11 protein-coding genes and 3 pseudogenes are annotated in these 15,542 nt (G+C 40.4%); 12 read left to right on the top strand and 2 right to left on the bottom strand.

Features of this window, described 5'->3' with window-relative positions:
* Positions 1-80: 80 nt before the first annotated feature.
* The 5 genes and pseudogenes from HT678_RS10505 to HT678_RS10490 all read left to right on the top strand — a co-directional run.
* Positions 81-203, top strand: a pseudogene (locus HT678_RS10505) (chromosome partitioning protein ParB); the annotation flags it as partial.
* Positions 204-207: 4 nt separating this feature from the next.
* Positions 208-657, top strand: a pseudogene (locus HT678_RS10500) (GNAT family N-acetyltransferase).
* Between the two features lie 127 nt (positions 658-784).
* Complete coding sequence (rpoE, locus tag HT678_RS10495; protein ID WP_000418403.1) at positions 785-1,369, top strand: DNA-directed RNA polymerase subunit delta; 585 nt, start codon at positions 785-787, stop codon at positions 1,367-1,369.
* A 135-nt stretch (positions 1,370-1,504) separates the two neighbouring features.
* Positions 1,505-1,630, top strand: a complete 126-nt coding sequence (locus tag HT678_RS11815) for a hypothetical protein (protein ID WP_050315417.1) — start codon at positions 1,505-1,507, stop codon at positions 1,628-1,630.
* A 128-nt stretch (positions 1,631-1,758) separates the two neighbouring features.
* Positions 1,759-3,366 carry a CTP synthase gene (locus HT678_RS10490; protein ID WP_000105243.1) on the top strand — a complete coding sequence of 536 codons (1,608 nt, stop codon included), beginning with the start codon at positions 1,759-1,761 and terminating at the stop codon, positions 3,364-3,366.
* Between the two features lie 558 nt (positions 3,367-3,924).
* On the opposite strand, the pseudogene HT678_RS10485 reads toward HT678_RS10490, so the two are convergent.
* Positions 3,925-5,556, bottom strand: a pseudogene (locus HT678_RS10485) (Na/Pi cotransporter family protein).
* Between the two features lie 297 nt (positions 5,557-5,853).
* On the opposite strand from HT678_RS10485, the gene HT678_RS10480 reads away from it, so the two are divergent.
* The 5 genes from HT678_RS10480 (at position 5,854) to glnA (ending at position 14,822) form a co-directional block, all read left to right on the top strand.
* On the top strand, positions 5,854-10,869 hold the full coding sequence (locus HT678_RS10480; RefSeq protein WP_172924995.1) for a bacterial Ig-like domain-containing protein: 5,016 nt from the start codon (positions 5,854-5,856) through the stop codon (positions 10,867-10,869).
* Positions 10,870-10,958: 89 nt separating this feature from the next.
* Entirely contained in the window at positions 10,959-12,155 is a 1,197-nt protein-coding gene (locus HT678_RS10475) for a phosphoglycerate kinase (RefSeq protein WP_001096743.1), read from the top strand.
* 322 nt (positions 12,156-12,477) lie between these two features.
* On the top strand, positions 12,478-13,005 hold the full coding sequence (locus HT678_RS10470; RefSeq protein WP_000119914.1) for an aromatic acid exporter family protein: 528 nt from the start codon (positions 12,478-12,480) through the stop codon (positions 13,003-13,005).
* Positions 13,006-13,081: 76 nt separating this feature from the next.
* Positions 13,082-13,438: a transcriptional repressor GlnR gene (glnR, locus tag HT678_RS10465; protein WP_000659548.1), complete on the top strand. Its 357-nt coding sequence runs from the start codon at positions 13,082-13,084 to the stop codon at positions 13,436-13,438.
* Between the two features lie 37 nt (positions 13,439-13,475).
* Positions 13,476-14,822 carry a type I glutamate--ammonia ligase gene (glnA, locus tag HT678_RS10460; RefSeq protein WP_001122886.1) on the top strand — a complete coding sequence of 449 codons (1,347 nt, stop codon included), beginning with the start codon at positions 13,476-13,478 and terminating at the stop codon, positions 14,820-14,822.
* Between the two features lie 95 nt (positions 14,823-14,917).
* Here glnA and HT678_RS10455 read toward each other — a convergent pair whose 3' ends face one another.
* Positions 14,918-15,037, bottom strand: coding sequence for a hypothetical protein (locus tag HT678_RS10455; RefSeq protein WP_001808898.1), 120 nt, complete (start codon positions 15,035-15,037; stop codon positions 14,918-14,920).
* Here HT678_RS10455 and HT678_RS11640 point away from each other — a divergent pair.
* Together HT678_RS11640 and HT678_RS10445 are read left to right on the top strand one after the other, a co-directional pair.
* Positions 15,002-15,151, top strand: coding sequence for a hypothetical protein (locus HT678_RS11640; protein WP_000410533.1), 150 nt, complete (start codon positions 15,002-15,004; stop codon positions 15,149-15,151). The two genes, HT678_RS10455 and HT678_RS11640, sit on opposite strands and share 36 nt — an antisense overlap.
* Before the next feature lie 143 nt (positions 15,152-15,294).
* On the top strand, positions 15,295-15,432 hold the full coding sequence (locus HT678_RS10445) for a hypothetical protein (protein WP_001067594.1): 138 nt from the start codon (positions 15,295-15,297) through the stop codon (positions 15,430-15,432).
* Positions 15,433-15,542: the final 110 nt, after the last annotated feature.

Genomic DNA, 15,542 nt, shown 5'->3' with positions numbered 1-15,542 from the left:
ATCATCGTAAACGCTTCGGATTACGAATGAATTTGATTGTTGGTATTATCAATCATGAACTAGGATTCTAGTTTTGCAGGAAGTCTATTTACTCTGTTTTTGATTTAGAAGATCGTATCCTAGCTCAAGATGGGTATGAAGCAAAATGGTATAACTGGTGTGATGGTTTTAATCAAGCAGCAACTCTTTTGTTGAAAAGGTAGTGCATTGTGTCTTGTTCCTTATTATAAGGTCAATCATTGTGAGGAAGCTTTTGCTTGGTATCAGGATGTGAACTTGGTTTACCTCGTAGATGGGGTGAAGCTTCCTTACAGTCAAGCGACCTTGGAAGCCATGTATTTCTATTTGGATTGGCATGGTGAGCCTTTTTGGATTGAAGTCAAGGAGAAGGGAGAATGGTTTCCAATTGGGGATATTACACTATCTCAGGATAATCTCCCCATTGTGATTGGGAATTCCGCTTACCAACATCGAGGACTTGGAAAAAAGATTCTAAGTGCTTTGATTGAATTTGCTTGAGTAAAAGGATGGAAAGAATTGAGAGTTAAGGAAATCTACACCTACAATCATGCTTCTAGGAGGTGTTTCAAGTCGCTTGGATTTGTGGAAAATGGAGCAACAGAAAAAGGAAGGAGTTTTATATTGGAATTAGTCTAATCCTGCCACTTTCTCCCCCTTAACCTTTGACTATTCCGCAAAATTATCGTAAAATAAAGAGTAAATGATAAAATGAGGTCAGAGTCTGTTTGCTCTGGCGATAGTAGTATAAATGAGGAGAAACGCTTTGGAATTAGAAGTATTTGCTGGGCAAGAAAAAAGTGAACTATCTATGATTGAGGTAGCGCGTGCTATCTTGGAACTTCGTGGTCGCGATCATGAGATGCATTTTAGCGATCTTGTAAATGAAATTCAAAACTACCTTGGAACATCAAACAGCGATATCCGCGAAGCTTTGCCTTTGTTCTACACAGAGTTGAACTTTGACGGTAGCTTCATCTCACTTGGGGACAACAAATGGGGTCTTCGTTCATGGTATGGTGTGGACGAAATCGACGAAGAAATCATCGCTCTTGAAGAAAATGACGACGATGAAGTAGCACCAAAAGCTAAGAAAAAACGTGTCAATGCCTTTATGGATGGTGATTCAGATGCCATTGACTACAATGCAGATGATCCAGAAGACGAAGATGCATACGAAGCAGATCCAGCTCTTTCATACGATGATGAAAATCCAGATGATGAAAAAAATGAAGTGGAAGCTTATGATGCAGAAATCAACGAAATCGCTCCAGATGACTTGGGAGAAGATGTGGATCTCAACGAAGACGACGAGTTTTCAGATGATGATGCTGAAATCATCGAGGAATAAAAGTTAGCTATTGACAATTATCCTATTTTTAGGTATCATATTGTTCGGGCACCTCTTTTAGAGGTCGGAGCTCCCTAGTTCTTAGGGAGCTATTTTTGTTTTTACAAGAAGTTATCTTCTTGTATTTTATACTCAATGAAAATCAAAGAGCAAACTAGGAAACTAGCCGTAGGCTGCTCAAAACACTGTTTTGAGGTTGTAGATAAGACTGACAAAGTCAGGAACACATATCTACGGCAAGGCGACGTTGACGCGGTTTGAAGAGATTTTCGAAGAGTATTAGTTGTGAATCTGGTGCAGTCGTCCCAGATTATTCTTATTAGTAGGGTCTTGTTTTCTATGTCCCCACGTAGTTAGCAAGACCTTGAGCACTTTAGAAAGAGGAATCTATGTCTACGAAATATATTTTTGTAACTGGTGGTGTGGTATCGTCTATTGGGAAAGGGATTGTGGCAGCGAGTCTGGGCCGTCTCTTGAAAAATCGTGGTCTTAAAGTAACCATTCAAAAATTTGACCCTTATATCAATATTGATCCAGGAACTATGAGTCCTTACCAGCACGGGGAAGTTTTTGTGACAGATGACGGAGCTGAGACAGATTTGGACTTGGGTCACTATGAACGTTTCATCGATATCAATCTCAACAAATATTCCAACGTGACAACTGGTAAAATTTACAGTGAAGTTCTTCGTAAGGAACGTCGTGGAGAATACCTTGGGGCAACTGTTCAGGTTATTCCTCATATCACAGATGCTTTAAAAGAAAAAATCAAGCGTGCCGCTCTAACGACCGACTCTGATGTCATTATCACAGAGGTTGGTGGAACTGTTGGAGATATCGAGTCCTTGCCATTCCTAGAGGCCCTTCGTCAGATGAAGGCGGATGTGGGTGCGGATAATGTTATGTACATCCATACAACCTTGCTTCCTTACCTCAAGGCCGCTGGTGAAATGAAGACCAAACCAACTCAGCACTCTGTAAAAGAATTGCGTGGATTGGGAATCCAACCAAATATGTTGGTGATTCGTACAGAAGAGCCAGCTGGTCAAGGAATTAAAAATAAACTGGCCCAGTTCTGTGATGTGGCACCAGAAGCCGTTATCGAATCGTTGGATGTCGAACATCTTTACCAAATTCCACTGAACTTGCAGGCACAAGGTATGGACCAAATTGTCTGTGACCATTTGAAATTAGACGCACCAGCAGCGGATATGACAGAATGGTCAGCCATGGTGGACAAGGTCATGAACCTCAAGAAACAAGTTAAGATTTCCCTTGTTGGTAAGTATGTGGAGTTGCAAGATGCCTATATCTCAGTGGTCGAAGCCTTGAAACACTCTGGCTATGTCAATGATGTAGAAGTTAAAATCAATTGGGTCAATGCCAATGATGTGACAGCAGAGAATGTAGCAGAACTCTTGTCTGATGCGGACGGGATCATCGTACCAGGTGGTTTTGGTCAACGTGGTACAGAAGGGAAAATCCAAGCCATCCGCTATGCGCGTGAAAATGATGTTCCAATGTTGGGAGTCTGCTTGGGAATGCAGTTGACATGTATCGAATTTGCTCGTCACGTTTTAGGACTCGAAGGTGCCAATTCTGCAGAGCTTGCACCAGAAACAAAATACCCTATCATTGATATCATGCGTGATCAGATTGATGTTGAGGATATGGGGGGAACCCTTCGCTTGGGGCTTTATCCGTCTAAGTTGAAACGTGGCTCTAAGGCAGCAGCTGCTTATCATAATCAAGAAGTGGTGCAACGCCGTCACCGTCACCGTTATGAGTTTAATAATGCCTTCCGTGAGCAGTTTGAGGCAGCAGGTTTTGTCTTTTCAGGAGTTTCTCCAGACAATCGTTTGGTAGAAATCGTGGAAATTCCTGAAAATAAATTCTTTGTAGCTTGTCAGTATCACCCTGAACTGTCAAGCCGTCCAAACCGACCAGAAGAACTCTACACTGCCTTTGTTACTGCAGCGGTTGAGAACAGCAATTAGCAAAATCAGAACCTTTGAGAAAAATCTCAGAGGTTTTTTGCATACGATGATATTGCAGTATATCTGAGGTAGGAGTCCTCTGTATGTACCTGCTACCGTTGAAATCAATAGCGACTCCCTCTTGCCCTGTGCTAGTGAATGGATTTTTCAGTATATTGAAATGAAATAAAATTTGAACAAATTAATTCGGAAAGCCAAATCAATTTCTAGCAAAGTTTTAGGAACTGGATTGTATAGTGAATTGAAATAAGATGTGAACAACTCTATCAGGAAAGTCAAATTAATTTATAGAAATATTTTAGCAGTCAAGATGTACTGTTATAGATTCAATATACTATACTTTTTTAATTTAATCCACTATAATAAAATGAAATAATAACAGGATAAATCGTTCAGGACAGTCAAATCGATTTCTAACAATGTTTTAGAAATAGAGGTGTACTATTCTAGTTTCAATATACTATATATCTGCAGAATACTCTTTCAGTTTCATTCAGCCTAGTCTTGCTTAGGAAAAAGCAAAAAGCCATCCAATTATGATGGATAGCTTCTTGGTTCTTAGATTTGTTCTGCAAAAACCTTTTCAGCAAGGTTCATAGCGTGGTCTGATACACGAGTGTAGTGTGAGATGATGTCTATAAAGTTGACCCCAGCTTGTGTTGAACATTCGCCCTTGTTGAGGCGTTTGATGTGGGTTTTTCTGAGAACACGTTCTATCTTATTGATTGCTTCATGACGTTCTACAAGACTGCGTGCTTTTTCAATATCATTGTTTTCCACACTATCCAGAGCATCTTTGATAAAGTCACTAGTTTGACGATAAACTTCCTCTAATTCTTTCAAGGCGGCATCAGAAAATTCAACATTTTTACGTTGAAGATAGTCAGTCAGATTGAGTAGAGCCTCCGCGTGGTCTCCAATCCGTTCCAAATCACGGGAGGAATCAAGGATATTGGTGAGCACTTCGCTTTCTTTTTGACTGAGAGCTTCGCTTGAAAGGGCAATGAGATAACGTGTTAATTGCTCATCGATGGTGTTAATGGCTTCTTCGGTTTTATGCCCTTTTTCAGCAACTTTTTCATCCAAGTCAATGATATACTTATAGGAAAGGTCAAAGGCTTTGGCAGCGTAGTTTCCTAAATGCAAGAGCTCTTTCTTAGCATTTCCGAGAGCGATAGATGGGGCTTGTTTGATGAAATGCTCATCAAGATATAAGGGTTCATATTTGACAACCTCGTCCTCTCCAGGAATAATCTTGGTTACAAAGTAAGCCAGAGCTCCGATAAATGGAAATTGGACAATGGTATTGGTAATATTAAAGGTTCCGTGAGCAAAGGCGATGGTCATTTCTGGTGCTAGATTTAGCGTAGCTTCAAACCAATGAATCAGGGCTGTAAAAGGAACTAGAAAAATAACGCAGACGACTGTTCCGATAACGTTGAAGGCAACATGAGCTCCTGCTACCCGTTTAGCTGCAATATTAGCACCTAAAGAGGCAATGATGGCTGTAATGGTTGTCCCGATATTGTCACCAAATAGAACTGGCAAAGCTCCTTGCAGGTCAATGAGATTGCTGGCGTAGAGGTTTTGTAAAATCCCGATGGTAGCCGAGGAAGCTTGAATCAGTAAGGTCAAGCCGGTACCGACAAAGACACCCAAAACAGGATTCTTACTTAGCTCAATCATATAGTCCTTAAAGACCTGTAAATCCTTGAGTGGAGCCATTGCACCGCTCATAAGATTGAGGGCAAAAAAGATACCACCGACACCAAAGAGGATGCGTCCGATATTATTGACTGTCCGATTTTTCGTAAAAAAGAGACAGACAGCACCGATAAAGAGCATAGGTAGGGCATAGTCACCTAGTTTAAACCCAATAAGAAAGGATGTGACTGTTGTCCCGATATTAGCCCCCATGACAATTCCGATAGCCTGACGTAAGGTTAGGAGACCGGCACTGACCAGGCCGACTGTGATAACTGTTACACCAGAACTAGACTGAATTAGAGCAGTCATCCCAATACCAACCAGAACTCAAAAGAAAGGATTACTAGTATATTTGTCAATGTAAAAACGAAGGCGATCTCCAGCAGCTTGTTGTAAACCGTCTCCCATGGTCTTGATACTATATAAGAATAGCCCCAGACCACCTAAAAAGTGAAATAAAATTTCCTGCCAATTAATGGACATTTCTTTTTCCTCCGAAAAATAATCGCGGAATATCTCCTATTCTATTTTAAAGGATAAAAGTAAATCTAACAAGTGTTAATGTCAAGTTTGTAAAAGAAAATTATAATTGATAAGTGTATTATTTTTAAGAGTTTTTAACCTTATTTTAGATTTGTGAAAACAGCTATTGTTTTTTGTCAAAAAATGCTTTAGGATAAAAATGTGATTATCTTGGTCCCTGTGATTGGGATAAAAATTTTATAAAGAAAGTTAAGCGCTTTCTTTTGTGCAACAAAATCAATTTTTTAGGAGGAGAAAATGAAGAATTCATTTTTTGAAAGACGTTGTCGTTACAGTATTCGTAAGTTATCAGTAGGAGCCTGCTCGCTGATGATTGGTGCTGTTTTATTTGCTAGTCCAGCCTTGGCTGAAGAAACTGCAGTTCCTGAAAATAGCGGAGCTAATACAGAGCTTGTTTCAGGAGAGAGTGAGCATTCGACCAATGAAGCTGATAAGCAGAATGAAGGGGAACATGCTAGAGAAAACAAGCTAGAAAAGGCAGAAGGAGTAGCGATAGCATCTGAAACTGCTTCGCCAGCAAGCAATGAAGCTGCAACTACTGAAACTGCAGAAGCAGCTAGCGCAGCTAAACCAGAGGAAAAAGCAAGTGAGGTGGTTGCAGAAACACCATCTGCAGAAGCAAAACCTAAGTCTGACAAGGAAACAGAAGCAAAGCCCGAAGCAACTAACCAAGGGGATGAGTCTAAGCCAGCAGCCGAAGCTAATAAGACTGAAAAAGAAGTCCAGCCAGATGTCCCTAAAAATACAGAAAAAACATTAAAACCAAAGGAAATCAAATTTAATTCTTGGGAAGAATTGTTAAAATGGGAACCAGGTGCTCGTGAAGATGATGCTATTAACCGCGGATCTGTTGTCCTCGCTTCACGTCGGACAGGTCATTTAGTCAATGAAAAAGCTAGCAAGGAAGCAAAAGTTCAAGCCTTATCAAACACCAATTCTAAAGCAAAAGACCATGCTTCTGTTGGTGGAGAAGAGTTCAAGGCCTATGCTTTTGACTATTGGCAATATCTAGATTCAATGGTCTTCTGGGAAGGTCTCGTACCAACTCCTGACGTTATTGATGCAGGTCACCGTAACGGGGTTCCTGTATATGGTACACTCTTCTTCAACTGGTCTAATAGTATTGCTGATCAAGAAAAATTCGCTGAAGCTTTGAAGCAAGACGCAGATGGTAGCTTCCCAATTGCCCGTAAATTGGTAGATATGGCCAAGTATTATGGCTATGATGGCTATTTCATTAACCAAGAAACAACTGGGGATTTGGTTGAACCTCTTGGAGAAAAGATGCGCCAGTTTATGCTCTATACCAAGGAGTATGCTGCTAAGGTAAACCATCCAATCAAGTATTCTTGGTACGATGCCATGACTTATAACTATGGACGTTACCACCAAGATGGTTTAGGAGAATACAACTATCAGTTTATGCAAAAAGAGGGGGACAAGGTACCCGCTGATCACTTCTTTGCTAACTTTAACTGGACCAAAGAGAAGAATGATTACTCTGTAGCTATGGCCAAATGGCTAGAGCGTAGCCAGTACGATGTCTTTGCAGGATTGGAATTGCAACAGGGTGGTTCTTATAAGACTAAAGTGAAATGGGATGCCCTTTTAGATGAAAATGGCAAACTTCGCTTGTCACTTGGTCTCTTTGCGCCAGATACTATTACAAGTCTTGGCAAGACAGGCGAAGACTATCATAAGAATGAAAATATCTTCTTCACTGGTTACCAAGGCGATCCAACTGGTCAAAAACCAGATGACAAGGACTGGTACGGGATTGCCAACCTAGTTGCGGACCGCACGCCAGCAGTAGGTCATACTTTTACCACTTCTTTTAATACAGGTCATGGTAGAAAATGGTTCGTAGATGGTAAGGTTTCTAAGGATTCTGAGTGGAATTACCGTTCAGTTTCAGGTGTTCTTCCAACATGGCGCTGGTGGCAAAAATCAACTGGTGATAAGTTGAAAGCAAGCTATGATTTTGAAGATGCTTATAATGGTGGAACTTCTCTTAAATTTGCAGGGGATCTTTCAGGTGCGACCAAGCAAGATGTGAATTTGTACTCTACTCGCTTGAAGGTGACAGATACAACCAAATTGCATGTTGCCCACAAAGGAGGCAAAGGGACCAAGGTTTATGTAGAATTTGCAACCAAGAAAGATTATACCTATGGTGATGAAGCTGCCCGTAAAGAATTGACAGTTTCAGATAACTGGACTACCGATGATTTTGATTTGAGTGCCTTGGCAGGTAAAACAATTTACGGTATTAAACTCTATTTTGAAAATGACAAAGACTTAAAAGGTTATCAATTTAACCTGGGGCAATTGACCATCAGCAATAATCAAGATGCTCCTCAGGCACCAACCACAGTAGCTGTAGCCAAACAAGTCCTTAAAAATGCCCAAGAAGCGGAAGCAGTTGTACAATTTACTGGTCATAAAGATGCTGATTTCTATGAAGTCTATGAAAAGGATGGCGATGCTTGGCGCCTATTGACAGGTTCATCTGCAACTACGATCTACCTACCAAAAGTTAGCCGCTCAGCTAGTGCGACTGGTACTAGTCAGGAGTTGAAGGTTGTTGCAGTTGGTAAGAATGGCCTTCGTTCTGAAGCAGCAACTACAAACTTTGAGTGGGGGATGACTGTCCAAGACACAAGTCTTCCAAGACCTCTAGCAGAAAACATCGTTCCAGGGGCTACTGTTATCGGAAGTACCTTCCCAGATACAGAAGGTGGAGAAGGTATCGAAGGTATGTTGAATGGGACCATCACCAGTCTATCTGACAAATGGTCTTCTTCTCAATTAAGTGGTAGCGTTGATATTCGTTTGACACAACCACGCCGTGTTGTGAGATGGGTCATGGATCATGCTGGAGCTGGTGGAGAATCTGTCAACGATGGTTTGATGAACACCAAAGACTTTGACCTCTATTATAAAGATGCGGATGGTCAATGGAAGTTGGCTAAGGAAGTCCGTGGCAATAAAGCTCATGTTACAGATATTACCCTTGATAAACCTATCACAGCTCAAGATTGGCGCTTAAATGTTGTCACTTCTGACAATGGAACTCCATGGAAGGCTATTCGTATCTATAACTGGAAAATGTATGAAAAGCTTGATACTGAGAGTGTCAATATTCCGATGGCCAAGGCTGCAGCCCGTTCTCTAGGCAATAACAAGGTACAGGTTGGTTTTGCGGATGTACCAGCTGGAGCAACCATTACCGTTTATGACAATCCAAATTCTCAAACTCCGCTTGCAACCTTGAAGAGCGAAGTTGGAGGAGACCTAGCAAGTGCACCATTGGATTTGACAAATCAATCTGGTCTTCTGTACTATCGTACCCAGTTTCCAGGCAAGGAAATTAGTAATGTCCTAGCAGTTTCCGTTCCAAAAGATGACAGAAAAATCAAGTCAGTCAGCCTAGAAACAGGACCTAAGAAAACAAGCTACGCCGAAGGGGAGGATTTGGACCTTAGAGGTGGTGTTCTTCGAGTTCGGTATGAAGGTGGAGCTGAGGACGAACTCGTTCGCCTAACTCACGCAGGTGTATCAGTATCAGGATTTGACACGCATCATAAGGGAGAACAAAATCTTACTCTCCAATATTTGGGACAACCAGTAAATGCGAATTTATCAGTGACTGTTACTAGTCAAGATGAAGCAAGTCCGAAAACTATTTTGGGAATTAAAGTAAGTCAGGAACCGAAAAAAGATTACCTAGTTGGTGATAACTTAGACTTGTCTGAAGGACGCTTTGCAGTGGCTTATAGCAATGACACCATGGAAGAACATTCCTTTACTGATGAGGGAGTTGAAATTTCTGGTTACCATGCTCAAAAGACTGGTCGTCAAACCTTGACGATTCGTTACCAAGGTCATGAAGTCAATTTTGATGTTTTGGTATCTCCAAAAGCCGCATTGAACGATGAGTACCTCAAACAAAAGTTAGCAGAAGTTGAAGCAGCTAAGAATAAGGTGGTCTATAACTTTGCTTCACCAGAAGTAAAAGAAGCCTTCTTGAAAGCAATTGAAGCGGCCGAACAAGTGTTGAAAGACCATGAAACTAGCACCCAAGATCAGGTTAATGACCGACTTAATAAATTGACAGAAGCTCATAAAGCTCTGAATGGTCAAGAGAAATTTACGGAAGAAAAGACAGAACTCGATCGCTTAACAGGTGAGGCTCAAGAACTCTTGGCTGCCAAACCAAACCATCCTTCAGGTTCTGCCCTAGCTCCGCTTCTTGAAAAGAACAAGGCCTTGGTTGAAAAAGTAGATTTGAGTTCAGAAGAGCTTGCAACAGCGAAACAGAGTTTGAAAGATCTGGTTGCTTTATTGAAAGAAGACAAGCCAGCAGTCTTTTCTGATAGTAAAACAGGTGTTGAAGTGCACTTCTCAAATAAAGAGAAGACTGTCATCAAGGGCTTGAAAGTAGAGCGTGTTCAAGCAAGTGCTGAAGAGAAGAAATACTTTGCTGGAGAAGATGCTCATGTCTTTGAAATAGAAGGTCTAGATGAAAAAGGTCAAGACGTTGATCTTTCTTACGCTTCTATTGTGAAAATTCCAATTGAAAAAGATAAGAAAGTGAAGAGAGTATTCTTCTTACCTGGAGGCAAAGAGGCAGTGGAATTGGCTTTTGAACAAACGGATAGTCATGTTATCTTTACAGCACCACACTTTACTCATTATGCCTTTGTTTATGAATCTGCTGAGAAACCACGAGTAGAATCTAATGGTGCAAATGACCTTGTTACTATCTCAACTAAACCAGAACAACAAAACATAGTCCTTCCAAAAACTACTAATCAACCGGCTTCTGATCAACAAAAGGCTCCTAAATTGGAAGTTCAAGAGGAAAAGGTTGCCTTTGACCGTCAAGAGCATGAAAATGCTGATATACTAGTTGGGGAACAACGAGTCATCATACAGGGACGAGATGGTCTGTTGAGACATGTCTTTGAAGTTGATGAAAACGGTCAGCGTCGTCTTCGTTCAACAGAAGTCATCCAAGAGGCGATTCCAGAAATTGTTGAAATTGGAACAAAAGTAAAAACAGAACCAGCAGTAGCGCCTACACAAGAAAAACCAGCCCAAAATACAGCAGTTAAATCAGAAGAAGCAGGCAAACAATTGCCAAATACAGGAACTGCTGATGCCAATGAAGCCCTAATAGCAGGATTGGCAAGCCTTGGTCTTGCTAGTTTAGCATTGACATTGAAACAGAAAAAAGAAGATGAAGATTAAATATCGAAAAATCTTGTGAAATCTTTCCTTATATTTCCAAAGTGTGATATAATAGTTTCGAATAAAATAAATAAAGGGGTTTTTGTAACATGGCAAAACTTACTGTTAAAGACGTTGACTTGAAAGGTAAAAAAGTCCTCGTTCGTGTTGACTTCAACGTACCATTGAAAGATGGCGTAATCACTAACGACAACCGTATCACAGCAGCTCTTCCAACTATTAAGTACATCATCGAACAAGGTGGACGTGCAATTCTTTTCTCTCACCTTGGACGTGTGAAAGAAGAAGCTGATAAAGCTGGTAAATCACTTGCTCCTGTAGCAGCTGACTTGGCAGCAAAATTGGGTCAAGATGTTGTGTTCCCAGGTGTAACTCGTGGTGCTGAATTGGAAGCAGCGATCAACGCTCTTGAAGATGGACAAGTTCTCTTGGTTGAAAACACTCGTTACGAAGATGTTGACGGCAAGAAAGAATCTAAAAACGATCCTGAACTTGGTAAATACTGGGCATCACTTGGAGATGGTATCTTCGTAAACGATGCATTCGGTACAGCTCACCGTGCACACGCATCTAACGTTGGTATCTCAGCAAACGTTGAAAAAGCAGTTGCTGGATTCCTTCTTGAAAACGAAATTGCCTACATCCAAGAAGCAGTTGAAACTCCAGAACGTCCATTCGTAGCAATCCTTGGTGGTTCAAAAGTTTCAGACAAGATTGGTGTTATCGAAAACTTGCTTGAAAAAGCTGATAAAGTCCTTATCGGTGGTGGTATGACTTATACATTCTATAAAGCACAAGGTATCGAAATCGGGAACTCACTTGTAGAAGAAGACAAATTGGATGTTGCGAAAGCTCTTCTTGAAAAAGCAAACGGTAAATTGATCTTGCCAGTTGACTCAAAAGAAGCAAACGCATTTGCTGGTTACACTGAAGTGCGTGACACTGAAGGTGAAGCAGTTTCTGAAGGCTTCCTTGGTCTTGACATCGGTCCAAAATCTATCGCTAAATTTGACGAAGCTTTGACTGGTGCCAAAACAGTTGTATGGAACGGACCTATGGGTGTATTTGAAAACCCAGACTTCCAAGCTGGTACAATCGGTGTGATGGACGCTATCGTGAAACAACCAGGTGTTAAATCAATCATCGGTGGTGGTGACTCAGCTGCCGCAGCAATCAACCTTGGTCGTGCAGACAAGTTCTCATGGATCTCTACTGGTGGTGGAGCATCAATGGAACTTCTTGAAGGTAAAGTATTGCCAGGTTTGGCTGCACTTACAGAAAAATAATTTCAGCCCGTTAGTCTCTACAAAATCCTGATTTTGTAGAAAAGGAAGAAAACTGAAACGTTAACAAAAAGGTGGCTATGTCACCTTTTTGTGTTAGTGTAGGTATTTGTGACGCGGTGGTGGAGCATCAATGGAACTTCTCGAAGGTAAAGTTCTTCCAGGACTTGCAGCCTTGACAGAAAAATAAGATTTTATAAACAAATCAAAGAAGAGAGGGGTGAAAGTTCCTCTTTTCTTTTGCTCAAAATAAAAACGCTTCCTCTCAACTATTCCTCATAAAAATCACCGATTTATGATAAAATGGAAATAGAAAGTTGAGATTATGAGTTATTTTAAAAAATATAAATTCGATAAATCCCAGTTCAAACTTGGTATGCGAACCTTTAAAACAGGTATTGCTGTTTTTCTAGTTCTCTTGATTTTTGGCTTTTTTGGTTGGAAAGGTCTTCAAATTGGTGCTTTGACAGCCGTTTTTAGCCTGAGGGAGAGTTTTGATAAGAGTGTCCATTTTGGGACTTCGCGTATTCTAGGAAATAGTATCGGTGGCCTCTATGCCTTGGTTTTCTTCCTAATAAATAGTTTTTTCCACGAAGCCTTTTGGGTAACCTTAGTTGTTGTTCCAATCTGCACCATGTTAACCATTATGACAAATGTAGCCATGAATAACAAAGCAGGGGTTATTGGTGGTGTAGCAGCTATGTTAATTATTACACTATCGATCCCGAGTGGGGAAACGATTTTGTACGTGTTTGCGCGTGTATCAGAAACTTTCATGGGAGTTTTTGTCGCAATTCTCGTAAATTACGATATTGATCGTATTCGGCTCTTTTTAGAGAAAAAAGAAAAATAATGTTACATTTTATAACATTATCAATTGACGTTTGTCTTTTTTTAGACTATAATAGACAGAAAGAAGGAAATTGTAAATGAAGGAAAAAGAATTTCGCCGAAATATGGCTGTTTTTCCTATCGGCAGTGTTATGAAGTTGACCGATCTATCGGCGCGTCAGATTCGTTATTATGAAGATCAAGAGTTGATTAAGCCTGATCGAAACGAAGGGAACCGTCGCATGTATTCCTTGAATGACATGGATCGTCTGCTTGAAATCAAAGATTATATCTCTGAAGGTTATAATATCGCTGCCATTAAGAAAAAATATGCTGAACGTGAAGCGAAATCCAAGAAAGCGGTTAGTCAGACTGAAGTACGTCGTGCACTTCACAATGAACTCCTCCAACAGGGTCGCTTTGCTTCAGTACGGTCACCTTTTGGTCGCGGTTAGGCAACCGCAAGTAGTCATACATTTAAGGAGAAAACTCATGCCAATCACAGCTGCAGATATTCGTCGTGAAGTCAAGGAAAAAAATGTTACCTTTATCCGTCTCATGTTCTCAGATATTTTGGGAACCATGAAAAACGTCGAAATTCCTGCTACAGATGAACAGTTAGATAAAGTCTTGTCAAACAAGGCTATGTTTGATGGATCTTCTATTGAAGGTTTTGTACGTATCAATGAGTCGGATATGTACTTGTACCCTGATTTGGATACATGGACAGTCTTCCCGTGGGGAGATGAAAATGGAAGTGTTGCAGGTTTGATCTGTGATGTCTATACAACAGAAGGTGAACCATTTGCAGGTGACCCTCGTGGCAATTTGAAACGTGCTCTTCGTCACATGGAAGAAGTAGGATTCAAATCCTTCAATCTTGGACCAGAGCCAGAATTCTTCTTATTTAAACTGGATGAAAATGGAGACCCAACACTTGAGGTGAATGACAAGGGTGGCTACTTTGATTTGGCACCTACTGATCTTGCGGACAACACACGTCGTGAGATTGTGAATGTCTTGACCAAAATGGGATTTGAAGTAGAAGCCAGTCACCACGAGGTTGCGGTTGGACAACATGAGATTGACTTCAAGTACGATGAAGTTCTCCGTGCTTGTGATAAGATTCAAATCTTTAAACTTGTTGTTAAAACCATTGCTCGCAAACATGGGCTTTACGCAACCTTTATGGCCAAACCAAAATTTGGTATTGCCGGATCAGGTATGCACTGTAATATGTCCTTGTTTGATGCAGAAGGAAACAATGCCTTCTTTGATCCAAATGATCCAAAAGGAATGCAGTTGTCAGAAACGGCCTACCATTTCCTCGGTGGTTTGATCAAACATGCCTACAACTATACTGCCATCATGAACCCAACGGTTAACTCATACAAACGTTTGGTTCCAGGTTATGAAGCGCCTGTTTACATTGCTTGGGCTGGTCGTAACCGTTCGCCACTTGTGCGCGTACCTGCTTCACGCGGTATGGGAACTCGTCTTGAGTTGCGTTCAGTGGATCCGATGGCAAACCCATACATCGCTATGGCAGTTCTATTGGAAGTTGGTTTGCATGGTATTGAAAATAAAATCGAAGCACCAGCTCCTATTGAAGAAAATATTTACATCATGACAGCAGAAGAGCGTAAGGAAGCTGGTATTACAGACCTTCCATCAACTCTTCACAACGCTTTGAAAGCTTTGACAGAAGATGAGGTTGTCAGAGCGGCTCTTGGAGAACATATCTATACTAGTTTCCTTGAAGCCAAGCGAATCGAATGGGCAAGTTATGCAACCTTCGTTTCACAATGGGAAATTGATAATTATTTAGACCTTTACTAATACTAATATAGAAGAAAGATTGCCTGAGGGCAAACAGTCACACAGCAGTCTAAGCCATCAAATACCTATAACCCTTAAAATAGCGATTTCGGTCGCTATTTATTTTTCGAAAAATCCTCTTGACTCTTTTGCGAATTAGATTTATCATCAGACGTGTAGAAGAAAATTAAGGAGTCACTATGGAAAAATTCAATTTCAAAAACAATATCGGGCAAGAAAACAAGTTACTTCAAATCGAAATCTACAAGTTTACTAACTTTTGCAAGCTTCAAAATTACACATCTGTAAATATTTTTTCGAAAGATATATTTGAAGCCATAGTAAATTGAGACTAGAATAGTACACTACATCTGCTAAAAATTTCTAGAAACTAATTTAACTTTCCTAATCGATTTGTTTACATCTTATTTCAATCTACTATATTATCTCAATAAATGATGATGGAGACTGTTTTGTTTGTGCTTGTCGATTTTTGAATCCTGATCGAGCGGAAGAATATTTCTACCGAGGTTGCCAAGGGGAAAATCCTGAAGATATTGAATTTTATGATGAACAATTACAGGCAGAAAAGGTGGAGGTTTTAAGTATTCGATTGGAAGTAAAAAATTGAATTATCTACAATCTCATCAACAATAAACCTATTTCAACCCCATTATCTATAGGCGTATTTTTACGCCTTTTTATATACTTGAAGCACATAAGAAACATTATGGGAAGTTT

It is taken from the genome of Streptococcus sp. 3167 (assembly GCF_013277175.1).
Classification (GTDB): domain Bacteria; phylum Bacillota; class Bacilli; order Lactobacillales; family Streptococcaceae; genus Streptococcus; species Streptococcus pseudopneumoniae.
This window is presented reverse-complemented; position numbering and strand designations above follow the sequence as displayed.

Excerpts from the sequence above, each read along its gene's own strand:
- HT678_RS11815 (WP_050315417.1), top strand. The coding sequence starts at position 1,505 with ATGAAAATCAAAGAGCAAACTAGGAAACTAGCCGTAGGCTGCTCAAAA.
- HT678_RS10490 (WP_000105243.1), top strand. The coding sequence starts at position 1,759 with ATGTCTACGAAATATATTTTTGTAACTGGTGGTGTGGTATCGTCTATT.
- HT678_RS10480 (WP_172924995.1), top strand. The coding sequence starts at position 5,854 with ATGAAGAATTCATTTTTTGAAAGACGTTGTCGTTACAGTATTCGTAAG.
- HT678_RS10475 (WP_001096743.1), top strand. The coding sequence starts at position 10,959 with ATGGCAAAACTTACTGTTAAAGACGTTGACTTGAAAGGTAAAAAAGTC.
- HT678_RS10470 (WP_000119914.1), top strand. The coding sequence starts at position 12,478 with ATGAGTTATTTTAAAAAATATAAATTCGATAAATCCCAGTTCAAACTT.
- glnR (WP_000659548.1), top strand. The coding sequence starts at position 13,082 with ATGAAGGAAAAAGAATTTCGCCGAAATATGGCTGTTTTTCCTATCGGC.
- glnA (WP_001122886.1), top strand. The coding sequence starts at position 13,476 with ATGCCAATCACAGCTGCAGATATTCGTCGTGAAGTCAAGGAAAAAAAT.
- HT678_RS11640 (WP_000410533.1), top strand. The coding sequence starts at position 15,002 with ATGGAAAAATTCAATTTCAAAAACAATATCGGGCAAGAAAACAAGTTA.